The following is a 25,490-nucleotide window of genomic DNA, read 5'->3' as shown; positions in this document are numbered from 1 at the left end:
GTGCAGCCGATATCCGGCAATCTGAAACAACACACACATAAACAACAGATCGAACGCGCAGGCACAAGGAAGATAAATAGCGACCCACCAAGTTTCATTTTTTTTCATCGCTGCCTTCTTCTTCAAATAGAAATCAGCTCCACCATTGAAAAACCCTGACAATACAGAGTTACTCATTAGCGGAGACAGATTTATTTAATAGCTTACCGATCACCGCTACACCGAAATAAATCCGCCCCCTTCATCCAATCGTAATCAACCTAGCAAGATATCCTGCGTATCGACGGTCTCCACGGATCCATTAGTAACTAGAACCCCCAAGCCAAGCTGGGGATCAAAATTCGCATCAAAAATGAAACCAATTTGACGCACTCCTGCATCAAAGGGAGACATCACTTTAATACACCTCAGAGAAACCAAATCCCGCATCCCATCAATTGCATGGACTTTGGGGGCTTTGATATCAACCTCATCAGCATCAAAGCCCTCTCGGTACTCCTCAATTCTACATAGGTAATAGTTAAAGATCGCCTTTTCTACAGCCAAAGAGATGGAAGCTTTATTTGAATCAAACTCTCGAAACGCAAGCCTCTGAATATCAGAGATAGAGTCCCCATCAAAAGTTTGGACAATGAGTTCAACCTCACACAAACGTCCAAAAATAAACACCTCACATAATCCTGTCCAAGCTTCGTCAAAATGCAGCTCGCCAAAATCTCTATCTGATATACCAGTCATTTCTTAAGCGCCTCCAGCAAACTTCTCTCAGCGATTCCGCCGAGATGGCCATATTTTACACCAAAACCCATCGGACCAACCTTGCCAGTATGAATAAACGAGGGCACCAACTGCAGTGTTCGCATATCTTCAACCTCATGCCACGTATATTTCTGCTCTCTAACAAACCGGACTACATCAGCTTCTTTAATGCCCAGTTGACTCGCTAACATTTTGTTAGCTGCGCGAAAATTAGAATCCCTATTGGTAGTGATCAAACCCGGAAGTCTTATCTCTTGAACTGCAACTGGAGAAAAGTCCGGATAGCCATTCTTGTATGAAATGCCATCAGGCAAGATCGTTTTTAACTCTGGATTATCGAATACAAAATTCGACTCACCTCTAAGTCCTGACCACGAGCCTCCGTTGATTGGTGTCAGTTTGATTCTATCTTCATACCGACTAAGTTGAGGAACAAACGGCCCCATGAAACTGGCATCGTTCGCCGCTGGCGCACTGCTGCCTACTAGTTTTGTTTCACCGGACAGTAGAGTCGTAGCAGGCCCTTTCGCATCCGCCGCAAGCTCTACTGCTTTACCTACCGCACCTGCTCTGCCTGCAGGAATCATCGCCAACGCAAACTCAGCAGAACTCTTTGCCGCCAACCTGGCCCTGGCGACTTCATCGCCTTGGAGCAGATACAGGAAACCCTGCGCTTCGTCGTGGATATCAGCCTCTGGTCCACGCCCAGATACGAAAGCGACTAACCCATTGGCCATTCGCGAGCTGACACCGGGGAAGTCGGTAACAAGGCCCGTGCCAAGCGCCCAGACCCCACGAGCCGTATTCGCTGCCCCCTCACCCAATCCCTGGGGAATTCCTGTTCCTGCGCCCTCCAGCAGAGCGCCAAGCGACGAGTTATAACCAAGGTTTTTCTGATAAAAGTCGTGTTGGTGGTTCACGACGGGATCCAACTTGCCGACTAGGTACTCTTCGTTGATCTCAGATTTGTTGTAGCTGCCGGAATTATTGACGCGATAGTCCTGAAGTAAACGAACAGTTTCATCAGGCGTGTAAGTCTTTTTCGCACCGGCAATAACCGGTACGTCACCCATATCAACACGCTTGCTGTAGCTATCCCCTAAGGGCGCTAGCGCGATCCCCAGATATTTGAGTGTGAGTGGATCCGGCTGATCCTGATGAGCGCCAACGACTTTGTTCCAAGTCGCATCAACGTAGTACACAAGCCCTCTGGCCAAGCGCTGCTCAGCCTCGGCCGTAGTGATCCGGGCCTCCGCCGCCAACGCATTGACTTGTGTCTTCAGCGCCATAACTTCCGCAGGGTGCATCTGACGGTTGAACATTTCGACTTTGGCCGCACTGTTCCCTCCGACTGCAGCCCCGGACAGGCCAGCACCCGAGCCCGCGCCAGCGCCGATGCCTGTAGCGATCAGCACGGAGATGGCGTCTCGGTTCTGCCGCTCAACAATGGTGTTTTTCAGCGCATCCGTGACAATAGGCGTCAAGGCCGCAGAAGCCCCCGCGCCCAACGCGCCGCTCTGCACACTGCCACTGGACAGCCCCATAGCCGCGCCTGCCAACGCATGCAACATCACACGCGCCGCACCGCCTTCAGCCCAAGCCGCCCGAGTGGCCGCATCAGCCTTCGGATCAGTCGCGCGTGAGTGGGCGTAATCACCAATTTTGTTGAAGATATCGCTGGAGGCTGTGTTGGCGACAATTCCCACCGTCGTTCCCACAGGTGCGCCACCCAGCCCTGCCGCGATCAAACCGGTAGCAATGTCGGCCATTAACTTTTTGTCGCCACCGACATGCCAGCGCTTGGCTTCGGCATAAGCGGCATTTGCTGCGAGTACCGTTCCGGCGGCATCCGGCGAACCGGCTTCGGTCTGGGTTTTGGCTTTATCGGCCAGTGCTTTCGCCTCGTCCGCCTTCGCCTTGCCCACCGCACTGATCAACCCACTGGCCAACTGCGCCGAGCTCTGGATCAGGTCAATACACTCTTGCATGGCCTTTTCATCGGGCCGGTCGAGCTTCTGATTGGCATTGGCGGTGTCGCGATTCAACCCCACCAGGTCGTTGGCACCTTCGGCACTGCGAACCACAATCGTGCCTTCGCTGACCGCGCTACGGGTGTAGCTATGGTCTTTCTCCTTGAGTGCTATCGGGATGCTGCCGCCCATCGACGCACCACTGGTACTGCTGGAAGACATCGAAATACCGGCAGACTGACTTTTGATTTCGCTGACATTCTTGATGTCGCTGACGATCAGGCGGTCAGTGCTTAGCCGGTTCTTATCAGCTGACGCCTCACTGGCAATCACCGCGCCTTGCAGGGTGGTGTTCTTGCCGACATTGATGTCGTAGCCGCCCGTGCCCGCATACAAACCGCTCTGGTCGGTCACGCCCTTGTAGTCGCTGTTCATATTCGCGGCGGCAAGGTTCGCCGAGCCCGCTACGGTAGAGCCGTAGCAGAACGGCGGGACGCAGATACTCGCGCCGAAGCCTGCGCTGCTCTGTTTGCTGCGCGACGACTCGGTGTCCTGTAGGGAGATGATATTAAGGTTTCCGCCAATATCGGCCTTGATACGGTTCGCACGAACCTGGGCGCCTTTGAGAGTGGTATCGCCACCGCTTTGTAACAACAGGCTGCCTGTATCGAGGGTGCTATTGACCTGAGTGACGGAGTTACCGTTGCCATTGTTCTTGGCACCCTGCGCTCCGAGGTCGAGGGTGAAGCCGTTTTGCTCGCCAATATTGAAGCTGGCGCCAATGGCGGTTTTATTTTTCGACCCTTCGTTTTTGCGGTCGGTGGTGTTTTGTGCGCTTTGCATCAGCACATCGTTTTTGGCTAACAACAAGGTGTTGGCGGCTTTCAAGCGGCTGCCGGTGATCTGGATATCACCCTGAGTACCCGCCGCTGCGCCCGTGGCAACGATCGACAAGTCTTGCCCTGCGTTGAGCGTGCTCTGCTTGGCGGTGGCACTGTTGTATTCGCTGCTGTTCTTGCTGCGGTTATTGGCCAGTTCAGTGCCGATCTTGATCAGCGAACCGTTGCCGGGCGTGCCGCCGGTTTTGTTTTTGAAGCCGGAGCTTTGCGCATTGGCGTCTGAAGCCTGGCCATTCAGGTTGTAGGCGGCGAGGGCTGCCTGGGCGATTTTGACTGCCTTGAGGCGTGGGTCATCAGCACTGCGGGCCGCTTTGACGGCGTCGCGCATACTGGTGGCGGTATCCACCACCGAGCCCGCAATCACCCGCCCAACCGCCAAGCTCTTGGAACTGTCCTTACTGGTCTGACTGGCCGTCTCCATCCCCGAAGTAACGGTGACATTCGCCCCGCTCAACTCCATGTTCTTGGTGCTCACCAGATCACTGGCCACCACCTTCAACTCACGCCCCGCCGTCAACGACACATTGCCCGCACTCGAACCAATGGTGCTGCCGGTCAAGGTCATTTCATTGGCCGTGCCGTTGTGCTTCGAGCTGTTGATGTACAGCTTCTGGTTGCCGGTCATGTCGTCCAAACCGAGCTTGTTGCCGGTCAGCACGCCGGTGAGGTCGCGATTTTTTTCCTTGTGCATGTCGGTGCGGGCGAAGGTGTTCTGCGCCGCGTCGATGGTCAGGTCACGGCCTGCCTGGACGGCGAGGTCGCCGGTGCTGACCAGGGACGAGCCGGTGACCGTGGCATCGCGTTTGGCGGCGACCGTGACGGTTTCGCCGGAGACCATGCTGCCCATGGCGGTGGTGCGTTTTTCGTCGACTTTGTCCTGGACTTTGCTCGACTTGAGGCCGCCCCAGCTGCTTTTGCTTTCCTTGCGTTCGTGACGGGCGCTGTCGGCGTTGCTGACGGCGAGGATGCTCAGGTCCTGGCCGGCCGCCAGTTGGGTGGCGCCTTTTTCGGCGGTGACGGCGCTGCCGGCCAGCAGCAGGTTTTCACCGGCCACGACGGTGCTGTTTTTGCCGGCGCTGACGAGGCTGCCGACGTTGTTCACCACGTCGGTTTCATCCAGGCGGAATTTTTTGCCTTGGGAGGTTTTCTTGGTCTTGCTGTAGAAGCTGTAGTCCTGGTTTTCAGCGGACTTGAGGTCGAGGTTTTTGCCGGAGACCAGGTAGGCCTCGTTGCCGGCATTGACCTGGCTGGCGACCATCTGCAGGTTCTGCCCGGCGCTCAGGGTGACGTCGCCGCCGCCCTTGATCACGCTGGACACTTGCTGCACGTGGTCTTCGATGCTCTTGACCTTTTTCGTGTTGCCCGTGGAGTGTTGCTCGTTGGCTGCCGCGATGGCGTTGAGGTTGGCGCCGGCTCGAAGGGCGACGTTGGCCTTTTGATGCCTTGCGTGTTTTTACGCTGAGGACTTATAGTCCGCCGGTCGTCCAAAAGGGCGATCGGATTTGGCGATCCGTTGACCGTATGCGAAAGCTTTCTGCTTGCTTGCAGGGGTTTCCGTACCCGCATCGCTGCTTTATGGCAGCTGTGCGCGGGAGACCTTCGGGTCTGCCGGAACTCGGTCCCGGTTCGCCAACCTGCGTACAGCTGTCACCCATTCGTTTGGCGACGATAGGTGACAGCTTTCATTACATCGACCGAGGTTTTACCTATGAATAGATACATGCCGCTTACGGGCCATGACTCAACCATCCCCGCGCTGGTGATCGACACACAAGCGCCCCTAGATGTTCTCTATGATGCCGCCGCGTATCGCATTCGTGCGGTAACTCAATTTTTGGAGAACCTCGCATTTCGGGAAGAGATCAGCAGTGATGCGATTGTGCTTCACGACTTTGCGCTGTTGCTGGCTATTCCGCTGCGGGATGGGTGTGATTTGCTGGATGTGATTGGGCGGAAGTTGAATTCACAAATTTCATAAATAAAAATGGGCGGTTATTTTCATAACCGCCTTATTTAAAAAATTTCAAATAGATAAAAATAAAACTAATTTTTAAAGATCGTAATATTGCAAGCTCAATTCCATAGACACTCAAACAAACGTTATCTGACCTCGATTACCCGCTCTACCACCCACCACGCCCGGATATAAAAGATTTCACATAATCCCACCGTGCAACTATCCAGCACACAGCAAATATTGCTGACAAGGGAAATCCAATCCAGATGAACACCCAGTTCGAATCTGTGCGAAGCAGTATACCAACCACTATGGCGACCATCATGCCGAAAAACGTACTCACCCCACACACCACCGCCAACAATGAAACTATCAGCAGCAGGGTATTTATAAGTTTACTTGCTCGCATCGACCGCCTCATTGTAAAGGCTATTGCCTTTTGCGCCCACGGAATTACCGCTTGATCAAGTTGGGTATATGAAAACTACATCTGTCGAATATCAGATAAAAAATCATAAAATTCTTTTTCTGTCATCTCAAACTCTGGCCCTTCGACCATTGCCATTAGTGACAACAACGCAACATCTAAAGCTTTTGTGAGAGAAAGTTTTGGATCTTGGTAAATATCAAGTGCCTCTTTTGATATTTTAAAAATATCAAATCCATCAGCAACTACTCTTCCAAGTCTGTCAGCCACTATGTCTTCCATGCTCATTGCTGCCCCCCGAGAAATAGGGGTCAGACCACCAATATACATTGGTGCAATAATCGTGGTCTGACCCCTATTTTCTCCTATTTCATACTCGACCTTGTGTACCTGTCACAGACTTCGGAGTAGTTAAGCGTCACCGCATTAACGTCATCTACAACACAATTCCATTTCTTGCCAAACTCGTACGCCAACCATAAATACATCTCCATCGAGCCTTTCGAATGACCCAACTGCATTTCGATCATTGTCTTAGGAGGGGCACCCAACAAATTTTCCCAATCGAGAATATCTTGCGAATCATAAAAATTCATGAATTTTTCGGAATTGAGTAATGAAATATACAAAGTGGCCTCGTCCCAATTCAATATTCCACGATTACGTTTTCCGATACTAACGACTCCGCCTATAGAGTGGATAAAATCAGCAAACGCATCTTCATCAATTGCCACATCCGATATAATTGAAGCTGAGTCGCTCACGATTACAACCCTCCTTTTTTGGCACTACTTTCACAAGTGGAATTAAAGGGGACAGATTTATTAATCGACTACCGACTAGCGTCACGTTTAAATAAATCCGCCCCCTTTCATGCACCCTTTTATACAAAAACTCAGCCACCTTTATTAAATTAAAAGTCAACGAATATTAAAAAACCACAGAACAAAACCTAGAACAAAGCCAACCCCAGCCATTTTTAAATAAAGCGGCGTATTTTCTTTTATAAGCACAATAAAGTCCTCGCCACCACTCAACCAATACCCGGCAATCTGAAAGAACACACACATAAACAACAGACCGAACGCACAGGCACAAGGAAGATAAATAGCAACCCACCAAGGTTCATTCTTTTTCATTGTTGTCTCTTTTCTTCAAATAGAAATCAGCTCCACTATTGAAAAATCCTGACGATACAGAGTCGCCCAGATTACCAAATATGGAGGGAACGGAACTTTGCGATGCCGGCCTGCTGATAGTCCATATTCCAGTCGGCATCCACTCATACTGCTTCGACACCGGGTTAAGCAGCTTATCAAGAGGCGCCTTGATCGTATTACCAACGGCAAACCCCACAGAAGCGCCCGCCTTACTTAACAAAGCTCCCATAAATGGGTCTTCCCCTTTCATTTCCGCTTGATAATAACCACCCGTTGCATTCCAAGTAACCGTCGGATTGTAACCTTTGCCAGCTGTGATCGCGCCGACTACCCCAGAGCCAATCACGTCCGACAGTGTCACTTTTCCTGTCGTTCCATATTGGATAGCTGCACCAATACCTGCGGAAGCGCCCACCGCTATCAATTGCTCTTTACCTTTGGTCAAAGCGTTAGTAAGGATTGAACTTCCGCCCATCACCATTACCGGCCAAGAGAGCGGATCGATGACAACTGACATGACTCGGTCTGTGTCAGTAATATTTTCCTTCAAAAATTTAAGGTCCGAGCCATTGAGGTAATTTACCAGTGCGACAGCCTCGGGATTTTTCAATTTTTCACTCAGGCGGAACTGTGACGGGTCGGCATCTCTCGCAGCATTGGTGCTTGCCTGAATTTCCTCTTCCCGTAGGACACACGTTAAACCACCGCCAATGCAACGACCCATCATTTTTTTACTGTTTTCATTACTGATTTCAATATATTTTTTTAATACTAGACCGCAGTCGCCTTTAACGTTTTTGCAGGCCGATAGTTCTCTATCAAGTGCGCGGGCTTCTGTCTCACTCAGCCAGTTATTCTCCACCGCATTACGTCCTGCCTGAGCGCCAGCGGAGGCACCGAGCATATCACCGCCAGTGAGCCCTCCGCCCACCCCCGCAGCCAAGGTCGACAAGGCGGAAACCGTTTCCTTTTGCGCTTGCGTCAGGTCACTTGTTGCGGTGCCCGGATAAAGTTGACGGGCAATCAACTCACCCATCGCAGCGCCGGTGCCCCCTGCCAGCGCCGAATTTCCTTGCGCTTGCGCCACCATCGCGCCAAGCACTGCGTGAGCCATCAGGTTGGCGTAAGGGTCGCCTTCAGTTTTTTTCTTGATCTCCTGTGCCAGGTACGGCGCCGCGGCACCTGCCAACGCACCGCCAACATTGCCACCCATGACCGCTTGAACAATGGCGGTGACGGCTTGGCTGGCCCTCTGGAAGCTGCTCCCTAAGCCATAGTCCTTCTGAGCACGCTGGCTGACTTGTTCGGCAGTCGGGTTAGCGATGCCGTCTTCAATTAGCTTCTGCCGCGTGGCTTTGCCAGCCTCAGTGGTGGGGTCTTCGGCGTCCCTGATCTTCGCGGCAGCAATCGCGTCGCCAATGCCCTTGGTCAGCTCCATCGAGCTTTTGATCAGGTCCATGCGTTCCTGCATGGCCTTTTCATCAGGCTTGTCGAGACGCTGGTTGGCGTTGGCGGTGTCGCGGTTCAGGCCGACCAGGTCACCCGCGCCTTCAGGGTTGCGCACCACGATCGTGCCTTCACTCACCGCGCTACGCGTATAACTGTGGTCCGAATCGTTCAGCGACATTCCATACAAGGCACCCGGCGTGAGGGTGCTCGCGCCGCTGCTGTAGGAACCAGAGACGCTCATGCCCGCCGACTTGCTCTCGATCTCGCTCTTGTTCTTGATGTCACTGACCAGCAACCGATCGGTGAGCAGCAGGTTCCTATCGGCCGTAGCCTCGCTGGCAATCACCGCGCCTTTCAGTGTGGTGGTTTTGGCCACGTCGATGGTATAGCCGCCCTTGCCGGCGAAGAAACCGCTCTGGTCGGTGACCGCCTGATAATCGCTGTTCATCTTCGACGCCGCCAAGTTCGCGGACGCGGTGACTGGGGAGCCATAACAGATCGGCGGAATGCAAATGCTCGCACCGAAGCCTGCGCTGTTCTGCTTGCTCTTGGACGTTTCGGTGTCTTGGCGCGACAGGATGTTGAGGTTGCCGCCGATGTTGGCATCGATACGCTCAGCGCGTACCTGCGCCCCGATCAGGCTGGTGTCCTGGCCGCTGCGCAGCACCAGCGAGCCGGTGTCCAACGTGGTGTTGACCTGGGTAACCGAGCCACCCGAGCCAAGGTTCTTGGCGGTTTGTGCACCGAGGTCGATGGTGAAACCGTTTTGCTCGCCTATGTTGAAGCTGGCACCGATAGCGGTCCTGTTGCGCGAGCCATCGTTTTTACGGTCAGTGGTGTTCTGTGCGCTTTGCATCAGGATGTTGTTTTTCGCGGACAGCAACGTGCTGTCGGCTTTCAACGTACTGCCGGTAATCGTCAAGTCACCCACAGTGCCCGGCGCATCGCCCGCAGCGATGATCGACAGTTTGCCCCCGGCGTTGAGGTTGCTCTGGTGAGCGGTCTGCGCCGTGTATTCGCTGCTGCTTTTGGTGCGGGTGTTGGCCAGTTCGGTGCCGATCTTGATGAACGAACCGTTGCCGGCGGAGCCACCGGTTTTGTCCTTGAAGCCGGTACTTTGCTTGGCGAGCTCGCCCATCTGGTTATTGAGGTTGTACATCGACAGCGCCGCCTGGGCGATCTTCACGGCCTTGAGACGCGGGTCGTCGGAGCTGCGCGCCGCCTCGGCTGCGTCGCGAATGCTCTTGGCGGTATCGACGACGGAGCCCGCAACCACTCGGCCTACTGCCAGACTTTTGGAACTGTCCTTACTGGTCTGACTGGCCGTCTCCATCCCCGAAGTAACAGTGACATTCGCCCCGCTCAACTCCATGTTCTTGGTGCTCACCAGATCACTGGCCACCACCTTCAACTCACGCCCCGCCGTCAACGACACATTGCCCGCACTCGAGCCAATGGTGCTGCCGGTCAAGGTCATTTCATTGGCCGTGCCGTTGTGCTTCGAGCTGTTTATGTACAGCTTCTGGTTGCCGGTCATGTCGTCCAGACCGAGCTTGTTGCCGGTCAGTACGCCAGTGAGGTCGCGGTTCTTCTCCTTGTGCATGTCGGTGCGGGCGAAGGTGTTCTGCGCCGCGTCGATGGTCAGGTCACGGCCTGCCTGGACGGCGAGGTCGCCGGTGCTGACCAGGGACGAGCCGGTGACCGTGGCATCGCGTTTGGCGGCGACCGTGACGGTTTCGCCGGAGACCATGCTGCCCATGGCGGTGGTGCGTTTTTCGTCGACTTTGTCCTGGACTTTGCTCGACTTGAGGCCGCCCCAGCTGCTTTTGCTTTCCTTGCGTTCGTGACGGGCGCTGTCGGCGTTGCTGACGGCGAGGATGTTCACGTCTTGGCCGGCCACCAGTTGCGTGGCGCCTTTTTCAGCAGTGACGGCACTGCCAGCCAGCAGCAGGTCTGCACCGGCGACGACGGTGCTGTTCGTCCCCGCACTGACCAGGCTGCCAACGTTGTTCACGACGTCAGTTTCATCCAGGCGGAATTTTTTGCCCTGGGAGGTTTTCTTGGTCTTGCTGTAGAAGCTGTAGTCCTGGTTTTCAGCGGACTTGAGGTCGAGGTTTTTGCCGGAGACCAGGTAGGCCTCGTTGCCGGCATTGACCTGGCTGGCGACCATCTGCAGGTTCTGCCCGGCGCTCAGGGTGACGTCGCCGCCGCCCTTGATCACGCTGGACACTTGCTGCACGTGGTCTTCGATGCTCTTGACCTTTTTCGTGTTGCCCGTGGAGTGTTGCTCGTTGGCTGCCGCGATGGCGTTGAGGTCGCGGGTGGCAATCAGGTGCAGGTCGCAGCCGGCTTGCAGAACAACTGTTGGCTTTTTGATGCCTTGCGTTTTTACGCTGAGGACTTATAGTCCGCCGGTCGGTCAAAAGGACGAAAGTTGAATACACAAACCCTGTAAAAAATGGGGGCGGCTAATCGATAACCGCCCTACTTAAAACATATCAAGCAGATAAAAATAAAAACTAAATTTTTAAAGAGCTCTTTCATACCAGCCTTATAAACTCTAAAAACAAAAACATATACTACATTCGATTCCTCACCAAAACGGTTCCCTACAAATAGATCCGTCCCCTTCCGCACCCTTCGATCCTCATTTTGTGTCGACATCTAATGCCAGTCGAGACAATGCCATGCGAGACAGATTTCTTTGACTCAGACCATTTAAATAAATCCGTCCCATCTTCCAGTTTAAATAAATCCGTTCCCTTTTTGTCTATTTTGAAAGCAGAACATTTAAAGCACCCTTAGATGCACTAACAACCCGCAACCATTCCTCTTTCTCCAAATATTCCTTGTCAGAAAGTCCAGTACCATACTTATCAAAAATGACGTCAAGTGCATTTACCACGCTTTCAACGGACATTGCTTCTTTTTCATCCTTCAGGACCAAACCAATCCAATCGGAAGCATTTTCAGCCAATCCTGTATCATCGTACAAAAAATGTACTGTGTAATTAAACTCGTCATAACCTAAATCCGGCGATGACCGCTCTACCCAAGCTTGGTACTGATAGTCAATGTCCGATAACCCGCTCAAGTATGAGATAAGCTCCTCCCTCATACTAGGAAATTTTAGTTCGGAGAGTTCCAGCTTTTCCATTTTTTATACTCGCTCAGAGGTATATGGACTTGTTCCGCATGTTCTTTAATCGATCCACTAACAGGCTTCCCGTCCCTACCGATAACTCGACCGTTGGACCTCACAATAACATGGTCCACTTGCTGAGTAGGCTGGCTAATATCAGGTTCGCCCTTATCTATCCGTACGCCATTGCCTTGATTTTTTGGATCCTGCCATCTAAATCCCACCCCCTTCTTATTGGGTGTTACTGCCCAAGTATCTGGAAGCTTGGCAATCGTAGTGTCTGGGACATCCCAAATTTTTGGCAATTCGCTCTGTGTTGTTTCAGTGTCTGTCTTAGCACTCGTAGGGTTATGATTTTTCGCCGGAGCATTTTTTCCTGCGCTAGCAACCGCACGTTTGTATGCCAAGGCTCCGGCAGCGGTACCTAAGCCAACCGCAAGAGCAATTTTGAGATCATTCGTAATTTCCTGCGCCTGCGCGTCGCTGAGATTCCATTTTGCTTTGAGCGTATCGACCATAGCTCCTACAGTATGCTCAGTCGTCGCTGTCGCTAACATCTCCTGGAATTCAAAGTTTGAATTAATAAGGTTCTGGACTGCTTCTCGAGCTTTCGGCGAACCATACTCCACAATATCTTTGATGGGGTTCAGGTCTGCCATGGTATTGGCGACTTCTTTAGACCGTGTCGCACAAGTCGAAGGATCAGCCCTACAGCCCGCTATCGCTTCAATATCCTGCTGGAGACTCAACTCTTTAAATTTACGAGTGGCGTCTTCAATGCAGGAGGTATCCGTGCACGCGGCTATTTTCTTGGCTGCTCTCTCAAGCTGATTGTGGTTTAGATAGTTGTATTGCGTTCCGTTCAGAGCAATCCAACTGCCTTTTTCCAGCGTGGACGCATCTACATCCCCTTGTGCCGCAGCCGCTAGCACACCGACAATTTGCGAACTCATCGTAAGCAAGTCATCGTCGCCTTTAACCAAGGAATCCAGATGAGTGACTAGCGCCTCGCTCGCACCAGCTGCCAATGCGCCGGTTTTAAAGTCTCCACCAGTTGCCTCCGCTAACAGCCCACCCACCATGGCATGAATTGCGACCTTTGGTGCCGAACCATCCGCAAAAACGTTTTTCGTGTAATTACCAACCAAATTGAAACTGGCCGCCGCCAATGTGTTGAACAACGCATTTTTAAGCGCATCGCTGGCGCTGCCGCCCTGCCCGAGCGCTTTGCTCAACAACATGGAAGTACCACTTTGCAACGTTTGGTTAGCCGCAAATTGACCAACACCACGCCAGCTATTCAGTATGCCCGGTGTAGTAATTTTTCCCGTTGCCGTATTTGTTTCTGTTCCCGTCCAATCACCAAAATATTCTGCCGTCAGACCTGCTGTAGCACCGGCAATGACATACCCCTTCATAGCATCCGAAGAAGTTACATCCTTGAGCACAGCACCAAGGTTGCCCCGATTGTTGACTACGCTGACAGTCGCATTTGTGGACGCGCCCGCCGCTACGGCCCCTGCGACGGCACCCACAGTCCCACCGCCTGCCGCAGTCGCTGCAAGCGGCCCAACCACCGCCGCCATCACAATCGCAATAATGATCTGCGAAGCAGGCCCCAGCCCTGAATTGCTGTACTTGAAGCTGTCGTGAATCTCTTTAACCTGCCTCCAGTCCACATCGCCACGCTTCTCAGCGTCCTTGATCCACGCCAATTGCGGATCAGCCTTCACCATTGCATCAATCGACTGGCTGACGGTCTCCTGATTGACTTGGTTGATGTCGATCTTCAAACCGGCGACCGCTTTGATCGCCACATTCCCTTCAGCAATCAACTGGCTCTGGCGGACGGTCTCGTCGGTATTTCCCTTGCCTTTGGAAGAAACCCAAAACGCGTTGTTGTTGCTCTTTTCGTGGCTCTCTTGATGCAGGTCTTTGACCGCCTCAAAAGTGATTGCGCCGCCGCTGTCCAGGACGATGTCTTTACCGCTTTGTAGCTTGGCAAGCTGATAGGTCTGGTCGCCGGCACTCCTGAGGGTCAGGTCGCCGCCGGTCTTGATTTCAGTGCTTACGTTGGTAATGCGGGTGACTTCATCGCGCTGGGTCTGTTTGGAACCCCAGCCGCTGTTTTTCTTCATGTCATACAGCGTGTGCGTGCTGTTCTCAGCCGCCAACAAACTCAACTTATCCCCGCTATACAGATAAGCCTCATTCCCCGCACTGATCCTGCTCGCCACGATCGTGGTGTCACGCCCGGCCTGGCTGGTGAAATTCCCACCCGCCGTCAGCACGCTCGCTACTTGGGTGGTCTGCTCATCCGCCGTCTTGATGCGCTTTTTGCCGTGTTTTTCCTTACCTTCCACGTTGTGCACATCGCTGACCGACGACACGTTGAAGTCACGCCCGGCGTCGACGTTGAAGTCTTTGCCGGCGGTGGCAGTGCTGCCGATGATGTTGACGTCCTGCCCGGCCTTCATGTTCAGGTTGCCGCCTGCGGTGACGGTGGCGGCGCGGTTTTTGACGTCGGTGGTGATGCTGGATTTGTGCCCGCCGTCGCTGAAGGCGTGTTTCACGCTGGTGTCGCTGACAGGCAGGATGCTGATGTCGCGGCCGGCGGTTAAGGTCACGTCGGTGCCGCCTGTCAGGGCGCCTCGGGTGATGAGGTCGCGGCCAGCGCTCATGGCCAGGTTTTCGCGGGCGACGATGAGGCTGGTGCCATTGTCGGTGAGGGTGCGCATGCCCGCGCCGTCACGCACCTGGATGGCGGTGTTGTCGTTGGTGATGTCACCTCGAACCGCCGCCATGCTCACTTGCTTGCCGCGAATTTCACCGGCCATGGCGTTGCGGATGCTGTCCTGGGCCAGCAACGTCAGGTTGTTGCCGGCTTCGATCAGGCCGCCGTTGTAGAGACTGCCGCCGGCGGTCGCGGAGAGGTTGTTGCTGGCGCGCAGGGTGCCGACGTTGATCAGGTCGCCGCCGGTGAACAGGTTGAGGTCACGGCCCTGGATCAGGCTGTTGCCGCGCACGTTGCGCGACTCCGCCTGGGCCAGGTAGAGCACCGGCACGAGGACGGTCTGGCCGTCGACCACGCGGTTTTCCATCCACACGATGTCGTGGGTCAGGGCGCCGACTTGCTGGCGGGTGAGGGATACGCCGAGGCTCAGGCGCAGGGCGTCTTTGCTGGCGAGGGCGTTGTCCATCAGGTAGCGGAACTGGTCGGCGTCGCTGGTCAGGCCGCCAGCGAGGAAGCGTTGGCCGGTTTGGGCGAGCACGGCGTCGCGGATCAGGCGGCTTTCGTATTGGCCATCGCCGAGGCGGCGCCAGGCGTTGTCGCTGGTGAAGCCGAGTTTGCCGAGCATGTAGTCGGAGCTGAAGAAGCCGGTGAGGCTGGCAAATTCCGGGTTGGTTTCGATCAGGTAATGGCTGGTGGGGTCGGCGTTTTTGACGAACAGGCCGTACTCGCCCTTGGGCAGCTGGAAGTTGGACGAGGTGGTGGGGTCGACCGGGGCGAAGGCTACGCCGGTGTAATCCACGGGTACAAAACCGCCACCCGCTGCGGGGGTGACCACCGGCAGTACGCTGCCGGGCGCCTGGGCGCTGGGGTCGTTGGCATGTTTGCTCAGGTTGATGTTGATGCCGCCGACGGGGATGCCGGTCTGGTCGTCGCCCAGGGTGCCGGTCAGTTGCGCCAGGGTGTTTTCGTGCAGCGTGCCGTTTTGCGTTTTGCGGGTGACTTTGGAAAGGTCGACCGTACCACCGGCCTGAAGCGTGGCGTCGTACTCATGGCCGGCGTTGGGGGTCCAGGTGGTGACGTCGCTTATGTGGGCGAAAGGCAAGCTATTGGGTGAGCGGTTTTTCAGTTCTTCGAAGCGCGCCTTATCGAAATGCCCAGCCGCCGTGGCCGCATTGAAAGCGGGAACATCGACATATTGCATGCGCTCAAACAAATCGTCGGAAACGCGACCTGGCGTGCTGATGACAATCTTGCGCTGCCCCGTGCGCGTAGCTGCACCCTGGTTCAGCAGGTCACCGGCGGTGATACTCAGGTCGCCATTGGCGGCCATCAGGCTGTAGCGGTTCTGCACATTGTCGCCTTGCAGCAGCATGTTTTTGCCAGCTACCAGGCGCGCCGATGCCGAATCCTTGGTCGCCGCCTCAAGGTACGTCTCGTAGATGGTGATTATGCCTTTTTCCCACCAGTCTTTTTCGCCGCAGTGCTGGCCACAGATCCAACTCAAGCTGCCGGTGGTCAGCGTCTGCCCGAGTTCGAATTCATCTTTGGCGTTTTCGATAAAGCCTGCATTGATACCGATCGAGCCTTCGCTTTCCACGGTTCCGGAGCGGTTGCTGAACAGCACGGCACGCCCGCCATCCCGTGCGGCGAAGCTCAAGTTGCGTTTGCTGTAGACATCGCCATAGAGGTTGCTGAAACCATTGCTGCGCAAGGTCATGTCGCCACCGCTGAACAGCAGCGAGTCGGCGGCATTGGCGATGCCATTCACGGCGGTCAGGTTCACCGCGCCCTGGGCGCCCAAGGTGCCACGGTTATTGATCTGCGCCGCCGCGATATCCAGCTGCTGACGTGCGGTGAGGAAACCGAGGCTGTCGAGGGTGCCGGTCAGGCTCAGACGGGTGTTGGTGCCGGCCAGACGTCCGCCGTTCTGGCTCAGGTTATTGGCTGTAACGGTGAGTGTTTGCAGAGCCGATACGCGGCCGCTGTTGGTCATGTCGCCGGTGGTGATGCTCAGGTCACCGTCGCTGAGCAGTTCGCCGCCGTTATCCAGGCTGGCCACGTCGATGACCAGGCCCTTGCCGCTGGCCATTCGGTCACCGGCTTTCAGCGCCAGCGCCTGGCTGCTTTTATAGGTGATGACTTCGTTGAGTTGCACACGGCCCAGACCATCGACCTTGCCGAATGCCCAGTCGGCTGTGCCCATGCCGTTGATGTTGCCCTGGCTTCCGGTGAGGCTGGCGGTGTGGACGCGCATCAGGCCGCTGCCAGCGTGCTGCAGCACACCGGACTGGTTGTTCAGGCTGGCGGCGTCGAGGCTGAAGCCTTGGCTGCCAAACTCCAGAATGCCGTTCTGGTTATTGACTGCGCCGTTCAGGTTGATACTGCTGGTGGCCCCGTTCAAGGCGCGCAGTTGACCGCCCGCGCTGTTGTCGAGGTTGCCACCACCGACGGTCAGGCCCTGGTTGGCCTCGATCAGGCCCCCCCGGTTGGTCAAGGTATCGCGTGACGTGAGGGTCATCTGTTTGCCGCTGATCTGGCCGCCCGCGCTGTTGTCGAGGGTGGCGCCGCTGACGGTCACCTGCTCTTTGCCGAACAGCTTGCCGCCACGGTTGGCCAGGGTTTCGACGGTCAGTTGCAGGTCGCCGATCAGGCTCGCCATCAGGCCGTCGCTGCCGTTGTCGACCGAGTCGGCGGTAACGGTAAGGGCATCGCCCTGCACGGTGCCGCCCTGGTTGTCCAGGCTGCCGGTGGTCAATTCGGTGAGGGCGCCGCCGCTGAGGATCAAGCCTTTGCGGTTGCTCAGCTCTTGGCCGCTGTAGTTCAGGCCGAGGTTGCCGGCCAGCAGTTGGCCGTTATCGTTGTTTAGATGCTGCGCGGTGATGTCCAGGCGCTTGCCACGCAGCAGGCCGCCGCTGTTGTTGAGGGTGGTGAGCTGTTTGACCAGTACGCTGCGTTCACCGGCATCGATCGCGCCGCCGGTGTTGGTCAGCAGGTCGCTGATGGTGAGCGTGACGTCACCGGCATCGCTGATCAGCGAGCCTTTGCTGCTGTTGTTGAAAGTCTTGGCGGTCACGTCGACGGCGTTGCCCAGCACGGTGCCGGCGCGGTTGTCGATGTCGGCGGCGTCGAGCAGCAGTTGCTTGCCGACAATTACGCCGCCCTGGTTATCCAGGCTCGCGGCATGCAGTTCAATATCGCCCTTGCCTGCCTGCAAACGGCCCTGTGCGTTATTGAGCTGTTGCACAGTCACGAGAGTGAGCTTGCCGGTGTCGGCGCTCAGCACGCCATTGGCGTTACTGCTGAGGCTGCCGGCGTTGAGGTTCAGATCCGTGCTGGCCTGGGCAAACCCTTGGCTGTTGTTGAAGGCGTTAGTGACGTTGAGGGTGAGCGCGCCGGCGTCGGCCTGGATCAGGCCCTTGAGGCTGTTATCCAGGTCAGTGGCGTTCACGGTGGTGGTGCCGGCGACCACGACGCCGTTCTGGTTGTTGAGGCGGCCCGCGTTCACGGTCAGGGTGTTGGCGATGATTTGCCCGCCGCCGTTGTTCAGGTCGGCACTGGTAAGCAGCAGGCTGCCGCCGGCCATTTCGATGCGGCCCTGGCGGTTATCCAGCGAGGCGCTGTTGAGGCTTGCGGCCTGGCCGTCACCAAAACGAATCAGGCCGCCGAGGTTGACGATGGCCGGCGAGTTGAGCGCTAGGCTTTGTTCGCCGAACAGGCGCGCGGTGGCGCCCTGGTTGGTCAGTTTGGCGCTGCTGACATCGACGGTTTTGGCCTGGATGATCGCACCCTGGTTGGTCAACGCCTGCGCGGCGGTAATCGCCAGGTTGCGGCTGGCCAGCAGGTTGCCGGTGGTGGTGACAGTCTGAGCGTTGATCACCAGGTCGCCGGTGGTATTGCGGGTGTTGTCGGCGGCGACGCCGGCTTCGATGATGCCGGGGTTGTTGACCGTGGCCGCATTGATATCGATGCGTTGGCCGGCGGCCACACTCTTCTGGTTGACCAGGGCCTGGGCGCTGGTCACTTGCACGTTGCCGGTGGCGTAGACCTTGTCGGTGAGGTCGACGTTCTGCGCGGTGACCTTGACGTTACCGGCGGCCTGGGTTTGCGCCATGCTCAAGCGCCCATTGGCGTCGAGCTGAATATCGCCGCCACTGGCCGCCAGCGTGCCGTCGAGCTTCACGCCCACGCCGGCTTCGGTGCCCACCAGCTTGATTGCGCCGGCGTACATGCCGCCCAGGGCCGACGAGTCAATCGCCAGCTCGGGCTTGGCACTGCCGTCGTCGGCGCGCGCGGTGGCGTTCAGCGTTTGTGCATCCACGTCATTGCGACCGGCAATCACGGTGAGCTGGCGCGCGTTGATCTGCGCATTGATCCTGGCCGAGCGGGTGATGATTTCGAAGCGGTCGACGTCGCTGGCGTTCAGACCCTGGCCGTCGATGGTCACGGCACCGCCGTCGACCTGGTAGCTTTTCAGTTGGCCGGCCGCGTCGAGCACCGGCTTGCCGGTGGTCAGGGTGACGTTGGGGGTGTTGATAAAACCGCAACCGCTGCAGGTAATGCCGTACGGGTTGGCGACGATGACCTTGGCCGATTGCCCCGCCACTTCGGTGTAACCGCGCAACTGGCTGGGGTTGGCGCCAGTGACTTCGTTGAGGATGACGTTCGCGGCACCGCCCTTGAGGTTGGGGTTGCCAACGATATAGCCACCAAGCTGGGTGTTGGCCATGGGACTATTGGCGTTGTTGAGGATCACGCCGTTGGGGCCGACGTTGTAGTCCGTGTACTGGTTATGGGACACGCCTGCGCCGTTGGGCGTGGCGATGTTCACCACCGGCACGCCATTGCCAGCCGCGCCCACGGTGGTGCCGGGGGTGGCGACCACGATACCTTCGGCCTGGGCCAGCAGAGGCTGCCAGAACAGCGCGTTGGCGAGGATCAGCACCAGCCCGCGCTTGGGCAGACCGAAAAACGCGTCTCGCGGCTTCAGGACAGCAGAAGGTTGGCGGGCCAGGAAGGCGAATTGGCGAACATCCATTTTCAGACTCTCGTTACGGTGCAGCGTTGAATTACAGGAAGAAATCCATACGGAAGTAGATCGGTGCTTCGCGTTCGGTCAGCACGCCGGGTCTTTCCAGCGAATGGGCAAAGGTCACGCTGGTGCTGACACGCTTGCCACGGGCGAACAGTTCCAGAGAGTTGCTGGAGACTCGGCCATGAACGTTGTCGTTGTAACGATCCCGGGTGATCACACCCTGGTCATAGCCGATGCTGGCGCCGTATTCGACGAACGCCGGGCGCATCCAGTCGAGGGTCACCGGGCGGGCCCAGCGCACTTCGTTGCGCCAGTAACCGCCGCTGTCGCCCATCAGTTGCTGGTCCTTGAAACCACGCACCGAGGCCGAGCCCCCCAGGCTCATGCGCTGGGGGCTGAACAGGATGTCTTCGCTGCGTTGGCCTGTCGCCAAGCTGCTGAAGCTGAACGACTCGCCCCACAGGCTGAATGGCTGCAGGTAGCTGACCGTGGCGGTGTACTTGCGGTAGCGCGAATTGGGCTGCCGACGACCCAGAGAGTCACGCTCGTCCTGGGATTGGGCGTCGAACAAACCGATGCCGTTCTGCATGCCAAGGTCGAGGTTGACGAAAGCACTGCCGATGCGTCGTCCGTGGTTGACGCCCAATTGCAATTCGCTGAGGCGGTTACTGCTGGGCGCGGTGCGCACGTCGAGGATGTAGTTGTTGGTACGCAGGTGCGCCAGGCCGACGTTCACCGATGTCTTGCTGACGTCATCGCGGTGGATGACTCGCTCGGCACGCAGTTGATGGTTCTGGTTATCGCCGTTCTGCTTGAACTTGAAGTCGTTGGTCACGCCGTAGGTGCGGTAATCGCTCTCACTGTAGGTGTAACTGAAGTTCCACCAGCCCCAAGGCACGTTGTAATACAGCATGCTGTTTTTCGAGGTTTTCTGATGGTCGCTGATGGCGTCGTGGCCGCCGCGCACTATCAGTTGATCGGCCAGGCCCAGCGGGCTGTCCCACTCAAGGCCGGCGCCCCACTGCTGTTCGCCGGTGCTTTTCTGGCCGTCGTTGTTGCGCGACAGACTGGCGCGCCAGGGTTTTTGCGGCTGGTTTTTGACCAGCACTTCGCTGCCGCCGATCTGCGTGCCGGGGGTCAGTTCCATTTGCGCCTGTTTGGACGGCAAGCGGCTCAGTTGATCCACCAATTGTTCGACTTCACGCAGGTTGAGCGCTTCACCGACCTTGCCGGGAAACGCCATCGCCAGCTCGCGGTCAGTGACGGTGCTGCCCTGGGCGCCCTTGATGCCTTCGAGTTTGCCTTCGACTACGAGCACCTGCAGGTGGCCGCTGGAAAGGTCCTGCTGCGGCAGGTAGGCGCGGCTGGTGACGCGGCCCTTGGCGATGTAGTAATCGGTGATGACCTTGAGCAATTCATTGAGCTGAGTAACGCCCAGGCACTGGCCGATATAGGGTTTGAGCAGGCGCGTGCGGTCGGCGGCGGAGAGGCTGTCGGCGCCCTTGAGTTCGATGTCCTGGATGGGGAAGCAGCGGGTGTCTGCCGGTGTGGCCGGGGCCTCGGGCTTGGCCGCTTTGCCGGGCAGGTCCTGGAGTTCCTGCAGGCGCCGCTGTTGCTCCTCGAGGAGACGGTTCTGGCGGTCGCGGATCAGGTCCTGATCCCCCGGCGTAGGGGCGGCCATGGCACTGTTCAGGCTCAAGTAAGCGAGCAGTAACGTGCTGAGGAAATACCGAGTCCGTGGCAATAAAAATGACATATCCGGTCCGTCGAAAATCAAGGGCCGCGAAACTAACATCAAACTTCATCCAGCCAAACAAGTTAGGCCAGTTGCACTTTCGCGCTGTTAATTCACGCAAACAATTGATTACTAACAATAAAAAATCATCAAAAAGCCAGGCAGCCTGAAACAGAAATTAATCTTCCGACAGACGGCAGCTGTTTTGATAACGATTCATCGGGAACTTAGAACTTGCCACTAGTTGGCCATCAAGTTCTTTCCGAGATTAGTTAGTACCGAAAAAAGCAGATAAGTTCGCGGGGGTTTTGTGAATTGGATCCCAATTCTCGGTCGTACGCCAGATCGTTCCCATGCTCCGCTTGGGAACGATCATTATGGTTTACAGCCTTAGCCGGCGTCTTTGCTCTGATCCTTGCCCGGCACGAGGCTCAAGCCGGGCTTTTCCACGTCGCGCGAGACATGGGCTTTGACTTCCGACACGCCGCCGTCTTCGTCGTTGTGGATCACCAGAACGCCCGGACGGCGCAGTTGCTCAAGGTCGCCCTCGGCGAGGCTGAAGCTCTCGCTCAGGTTCTTGTCGGTGAGGGCCTTGGCCTCGGCGCGGCGCTGGGCGAACTTGCGCCCTTTGCGTTGCTGGTAGCGCGCCCAGGAGACGAGGATCACGGCGTTGAACACGGCGATCCACAGGTAGATCTGCAAGGTGTTGAGCGCCGCGAAGATCGGCGCGTCGAGGCGCGGGCCACCGTGGGTGCCGAGCATTGAGGAGATGCCGCGCCACAACAGCCAGACCAGTCCGGCCCAGGCCATCAAGGTCAGGATCACGTCGATGACCCACATCACGGTACTTTGGCGAGTTCTGACCAGTTTCATGATCACGCCTCCTCTTCAACAGGTTTGATACCGCGATCCGGGCTGACCCAACGCGCGCGTTTCTGGTGCTGGTTGAACAGCACCTTGGGGAAGCTCACCAGCGTGGTAAACAGGCTGACCAGCCAGAACACCATCGGGTACCACACCGTCCAGAACAGGGTTTTCCACAGGTCCTTCTCGTAGCGACGGTCGATCAGGATGCTCACCGCAAACTGCACCAGGCACACCATCGCCAGTACCAGCCCGGTAAACGCCGGCGGCATCAGAGAGTCAACGGCAATGGCTTGAGGCAGCGGGATGAATTTCCCCACGCCCCAGAAAATCACCGAGAGCATGAACGTGAAGGCCCAACCGGTGGATAGGCAATACTCGAACAGCAGCGGCCACAGGTAGCGATGGCGCCACTGCCAGATGCCGCGGATGTTCTTGAACAGCACTTCGGCGCCGCCCTGGGCCCAACGCAGACGTTGTTTCCACAGGCCACCAACCGTTTCGGGCATAAGGATCCAGCACAGCGCGCGCGGCTCGTAGAAGATGCTCCAGTGGTCGAGCTGCAGCTTCCAACTGACGTCGATGTCCTCGGTGATCATGTCGGTGCTCCAGTAGTCGATGCGGTCCAGCGCCTTTTTACGGAACGCCACCACCACACCCGACACCGTGAAGATCCGCCCGAACACGCGCTGGGTGCGCTTGATCAGGCCGATGATCGAGGAGAACTCACCCACCTGCACCCGACCAATCAAGGTCGAGCGTGTGCGGATCCGGGGGTTGCCGGTGACGGCGCCCAGACGTGGGTTGTCGAGCATCGGCGCGACCAGATAGGCCGCCGCGTTTTTGTCGAGCAACGCATCACCGTCGATGCACACCAGGTACTCGCTGCGCGACGCCACGGCGCCCATGCGCAAGGCCACGGCCTTGCCCTGGTTCTGCGCCAGATGCAGCACGCGCAGACGCGGGTGTTGCAGTGCCAGGGCGTCGAGCACCGCAGCGGTATTGTCCTTGGAGCCGTCGTTGACCGCGATCACTTCGATGTTCGGGTACAACTGGCCCAGCGCCGCATGGATGGTGTCGGCGGCGTTATCGCCCTCGTTGTAGCAAGGGATGATGATCGAGATCAGCGGGTTGCCGGCCAGGGTCGGCGCCGGGGTGTCTTCTTCCCAGGGCCAGTGGCGCTCCCAGTGCAGCCAGAAGTACAAGCCGCCCGCGATCCACAAGGCCGACATGAACAGTGGGTAGAAAAACACGAAGTCCATCAGGAACTGCCCGGTGACCAGAAAGATCAGGCCCAGGGGCACGCCCAATACCAGTGCCAGCACGAATAAAGCCAGGATTCTGTCAAACATGGTCAAGGATTCCATTGGTTGGAAAGGGCCGGACGCACTGTCTTCAGGTCCGGGGAGTTTTCCAGGAAGTTGTCCGGGTAGTAGCCAAAACTCGTGACACCCTGGCGCTTGAGCACACCCATCCACTCGGCCATTTGCTCGGCGGACAAGTCGGGGGCTGCCGGGGTACGCCAGTCCTTGGCTTGCAGCTCGAACACCGTTCGCTGCAGGGCACCGGGGCGGGCCTTGACCGTGGCCACCAGTTTTTCCAGCCAGGCATTGGAGTTCTTGAATGTCTCGCCTTCCATCAGCGGCATAGCCATGGGCGCGGTCCAGTCGTAGGTCTGGAGGAAGTCATCGAGGTTCTGCGCGAACCAGGCTTCGCTCTGCGGGTTGAGCATCGGCTGGGCGAAGATGTTGCGCGCGGTCAGCACCTGCGGCCCGGCGATGGCGCGGACCTTGGCGGTCAGCTCGTTGGTGAAGTCGATCAGGTAGCGGCTCTTGAAGCGCGTCCAACGCTGCATCACCGCAGGGTCGGCGCGCAGGGCTTCGATGCTGTTCGGCAGGCCGTTGGCCGCGTAGGCCTTGAGCGCCGCGGGGCTGGCGTCTTCGAAGTCGGAGAACACCGCGTCATCGTGGTACAGCACACCGTCGATCGCACTGTTGCGCGCCAGGTCCTCATAGAGCTCGCCAATGATTTTGCGCACCTGCGGGTCGAACGGCGACAGGCGTTTGTATTGATCCGGGTCGATGCCCACCTTTCCGGTTTCCGGGTCCCAGCGCGTGACGCGAGGCAGCTTGGGGTCGAGGGCGAAGCTCAGCACCGGCATCCACGCATACACCGATGCATGGGCACGGGTGTGCAACTGCCAGGCGACGCGGTTGAACAGGTCGGCGCGCACCGGCAAGTGGCGGTTGGGGAAGTACAGCGAGTGCACCAGGCCGTCGCCCTTGGGGTCGGCGAAGGCTTGCAGGAACACCGTACCGGCGCCCATGTCCACCACGCGCTGTACCAACTGGTCGAGGTTGCGCGCCTGTTGGGCAGGGTCCGGGTCGTACACGTTGTCCAGGTCCACATGCAGCACGCGCATCGGCACCGGGGTTTGCACGGCAACGATGCTGTTGGCGAAATGCTCGCCGTCCGGGTCGGAGGCCACCAGGAAGCGTGGGCTGTTCATCAAGTCCGTGGAGCTGTCGAGGCCGTCCTCCAGGGTCAGGGCCATTTGGTAGCCCTGCTCGCCGACGATCGCCAACGAAGTGCCTTTGGCAGCGCCGTAGGGCCATACCCACACCCGGGGTTTTTTGCCGGTCACGGTTTGGATCTTGTTGGAGATGGCCGCGACATCGGCACGCAGCCGCGCATCGAACTGCGCCTGGGTTTCGTAACGCCCGGTGGCCGGGTCAAAGCGCAGGGACGTGGCGGCCGGCTCGAGATTGCCCTGGGGGTTGGCCAGGATGCCTTTGTGATTGGCATCGGTGTGCGCGGCGATTTCCACCAGGCCCGACTGCGACACTTCGCGGATCTGCTGCCAGGTCAGGAACTCGCCACGCGGCCGTGGTGAGCCGGCAAAGTCCACCGGTTGGTTAAGCGGCGTGTCGATCCAGCTGCCCACCGGCGCCAGCAAGGCCGGCCAGCGATAGGCGCGCAGGATCGGCATCACACGGGTGTAGAAGCTCGAATAGCCGTCGTCGAAGCTGAGCATGACGGCCTTGGGCGGCAGCGCGGGTCCGCCACTGCGCGCGGCGAGGATCTGGTCGACGCTGACCGCCTGGTAGCCGTTCTCGCGCAGCCAGGCCAGTTGTTCGATCAACCGTTCGGTGCGCACCGCCACCACCGCCTGGTCGGGGTCGCGGTCCGAGACGTCGTGGTAGGCAATGCCCAGGAAATGATTGTTTGGCCACGCCTGTTCGCTGGCCGGGGTCGGCCGCTCGGCGGGTGGAGTGAAAGGGGCGGGTTGCTGGGCGCAGGCACTGGCCAGCAATACACCCAGAACCAACAAGCAACGGCTGAGGAAGGTCATGGTCAGGCTC

Annotated in this window: 13 protein-coding genes; 1 reads left to right on the top strand and 12 read right to left on the bottom strand. The window is 57.4% G+C overall.

From position 1 onward, the window contains the following. Positions 1–255: 255 nt before the first annotated feature. On the bottom strand, positions 256–738 hold the full coding sequence (locus PSH59_RS00815) for a hypothetical protein (RefSeq protein WP_305394061.1): 483 nt from the start codon (positions 736–738) through the stop codon (positions 256–258). Then, positions 735–4,946: a hemagglutinin repeat-containing protein gene (locus tag PSH59_RS00810; RefSeq protein ID WP_305394060.1), complete on the bottom strand. Its 4,212-nt coding sequence runs from the start codon at positions 4,944–4,946 to the stop codon at positions 735–737. Before PSH59_RS00810 ends, PSH59_RS00815 begins: the two co-directional genes overlap by 4 nt. A 402-nt stretch (positions 4,947–5,348) precedes the next feature. On the opposite strand from PSH59_RS00810, the gene PSH59_RS00805 reads away from it, so the two are divergent. Further along, positions 5,349–5,606 carry a hypothetical protein gene (locus tag PSH59_RS00805; protein WP_032883635.1) on the top strand — a complete coding sequence of 86 codons (258 nt, stop codon included), beginning with the start codon at positions 5,349–5,351 and terminating at the stop codon, positions 5,604–5,606. A 463-nt stretch (positions 5,607–6,069) separates the two neighbouring features. Here the strand turns inward: PSH59_RS00805 and PSH59_RS00800 are convergent, their stop codons facing one another. From PSH59_RS00800 to pgaB, 10 genes are all read right to left on the bottom strand, one after another. Beyond that, the gene (locus PSH59_RS00800; protein WP_167656017.1) at positions 6,070–6,300 is read right to left on the bottom strand and encodes a hypothetical protein; all 231 of its coding nucleotides are present in this window, start codon (positions 6,298–6,300) and stop codon (positions 6,070–6,072) included. Positions 6,301–6,377: 77 nt separating this feature from the next. Continuing rightward, entirely contained in the window at positions 6,378–6,776 is a 399-nt protein-coding gene (locus PSH59_RS00795; protein WP_305394059.1) for a hypothetical protein, read from the bottom strand. A gap of 156 nt (positions 6,777–6,932) precedes the next feature. After that, positions 6,933–7,151 (bottom strand): hypothetical protein, encoded by a 219-nt coding sequence (locus PSH59_RS00790; RefSeq protein WP_137220436.1) that lies wholly within the window; start codon positions 7,149–7,151, stop codon positions 6,933–6,935. After that, positions 7,138–10,851 (bottom strand): hemagglutinin repeat-containing protein, encoded by a 3,714-nt coding sequence (locus tag PSH59_RS00785; RefSeq protein WP_305394058.1) that lies wholly within the window; start codon positions 10,849–10,851, stop codon positions 7,138–7,140. The genes PSH59_RS00790 and PSH59_RS00785 overlap by 14 nt, the downstream gene beginning before the upstream one ends. 540 nt (positions 10,852–11,391) lie before the next feature. Further along, on the bottom strand, positions 11,392–11,778 hold the full coding sequence (locus tag PSH59_RS00780; protein ID WP_248082845.1) for a hypothetical protein: 387 nt from the start codon (positions 11,776–11,778) through the stop codon (positions 11,392–11,394). After that, entirely contained in the window at positions 11,751–19,532 is a 7,782-nt protein-coding gene (locus tag PSH59_RS00775) for a DUF637 domain-containing protein (protein ID WP_305394057.1), read from the bottom strand. Before PSH59_RS00775 ends, PSH59_RS00780 begins: the two co-directional genes overlap by 28 nt. Positions 19,533–19,563: 31 nt before the next feature. After that, positions 19,564–21,285: a ShlB/FhaC/HecB family hemolysin secretion/activation protein gene (locus PSH59_RS00770; RefSeq protein WP_305394056.1), complete on the bottom strand. Its 1,722-nt coding sequence runs from the start codon at positions 21,283–21,285 to the stop codon at positions 19,564–19,566. Positions 21,286–21,654: 369 nt separating this feature from the next. After that, positions 21,655–22,137 carry a poly-beta-1,6-N-acetyl-D-glucosamine biosynthesis protein PgaD gene (gene pgaD / locus PSH59_RS00765; RefSeq protein ID WP_305394055.1) on the bottom strand — a complete coding sequence of 161 codons (483 nt, stop codon included), beginning with the start codon at positions 22,135–22,137 and terminating at the stop codon, positions 21,655–21,657. Between the two features lie 2 nt (positions 22,138–22,139). Then, positions 22,140–23,480, bottom strand: coding sequence for a poly-beta-1,6-N-acetyl-D-glucosamine synthase (gene pgaC / locus PSH59_RS00760; protein ID WP_248084027.1), 1,341 nt, complete (start codon positions 23,478–23,480; stop codon positions 22,140–22,142). A gap of 2 nt (positions 23,481–23,482) precedes the next feature. After that, positions 23,483–25,480 (bottom strand): poly-beta-1,6-N-acetyl-D-glucosamine N-deacetylase PgaB, encoded by a 1,998-nt coding sequence (gene pgaB / locus PSH59_RS00755; RefSeq protein WP_248084028.1) that lies wholly within the window; start codon positions 25,478–25,480, stop codon positions 23,483–23,485. Positions 25,481–25,490 lie beyond the last annotated feature (10 nt).

Origin of the sequence: Pseudomonas sp. FP2309 (genome assembly GCF_030687575.1) — a bacterium.
Taxonomy (GTDB): Bacteria; Pseudomonadota; Gammaproteobacteria; order Pseudomonadales; family Pseudomonadaceae; genus Aquipseudomonas.
The sequence above is the reverse complement of the archived record's forward strand: the minus strand, read 5'-3'. Positions and strand labels throughout refer to the sequence as shown.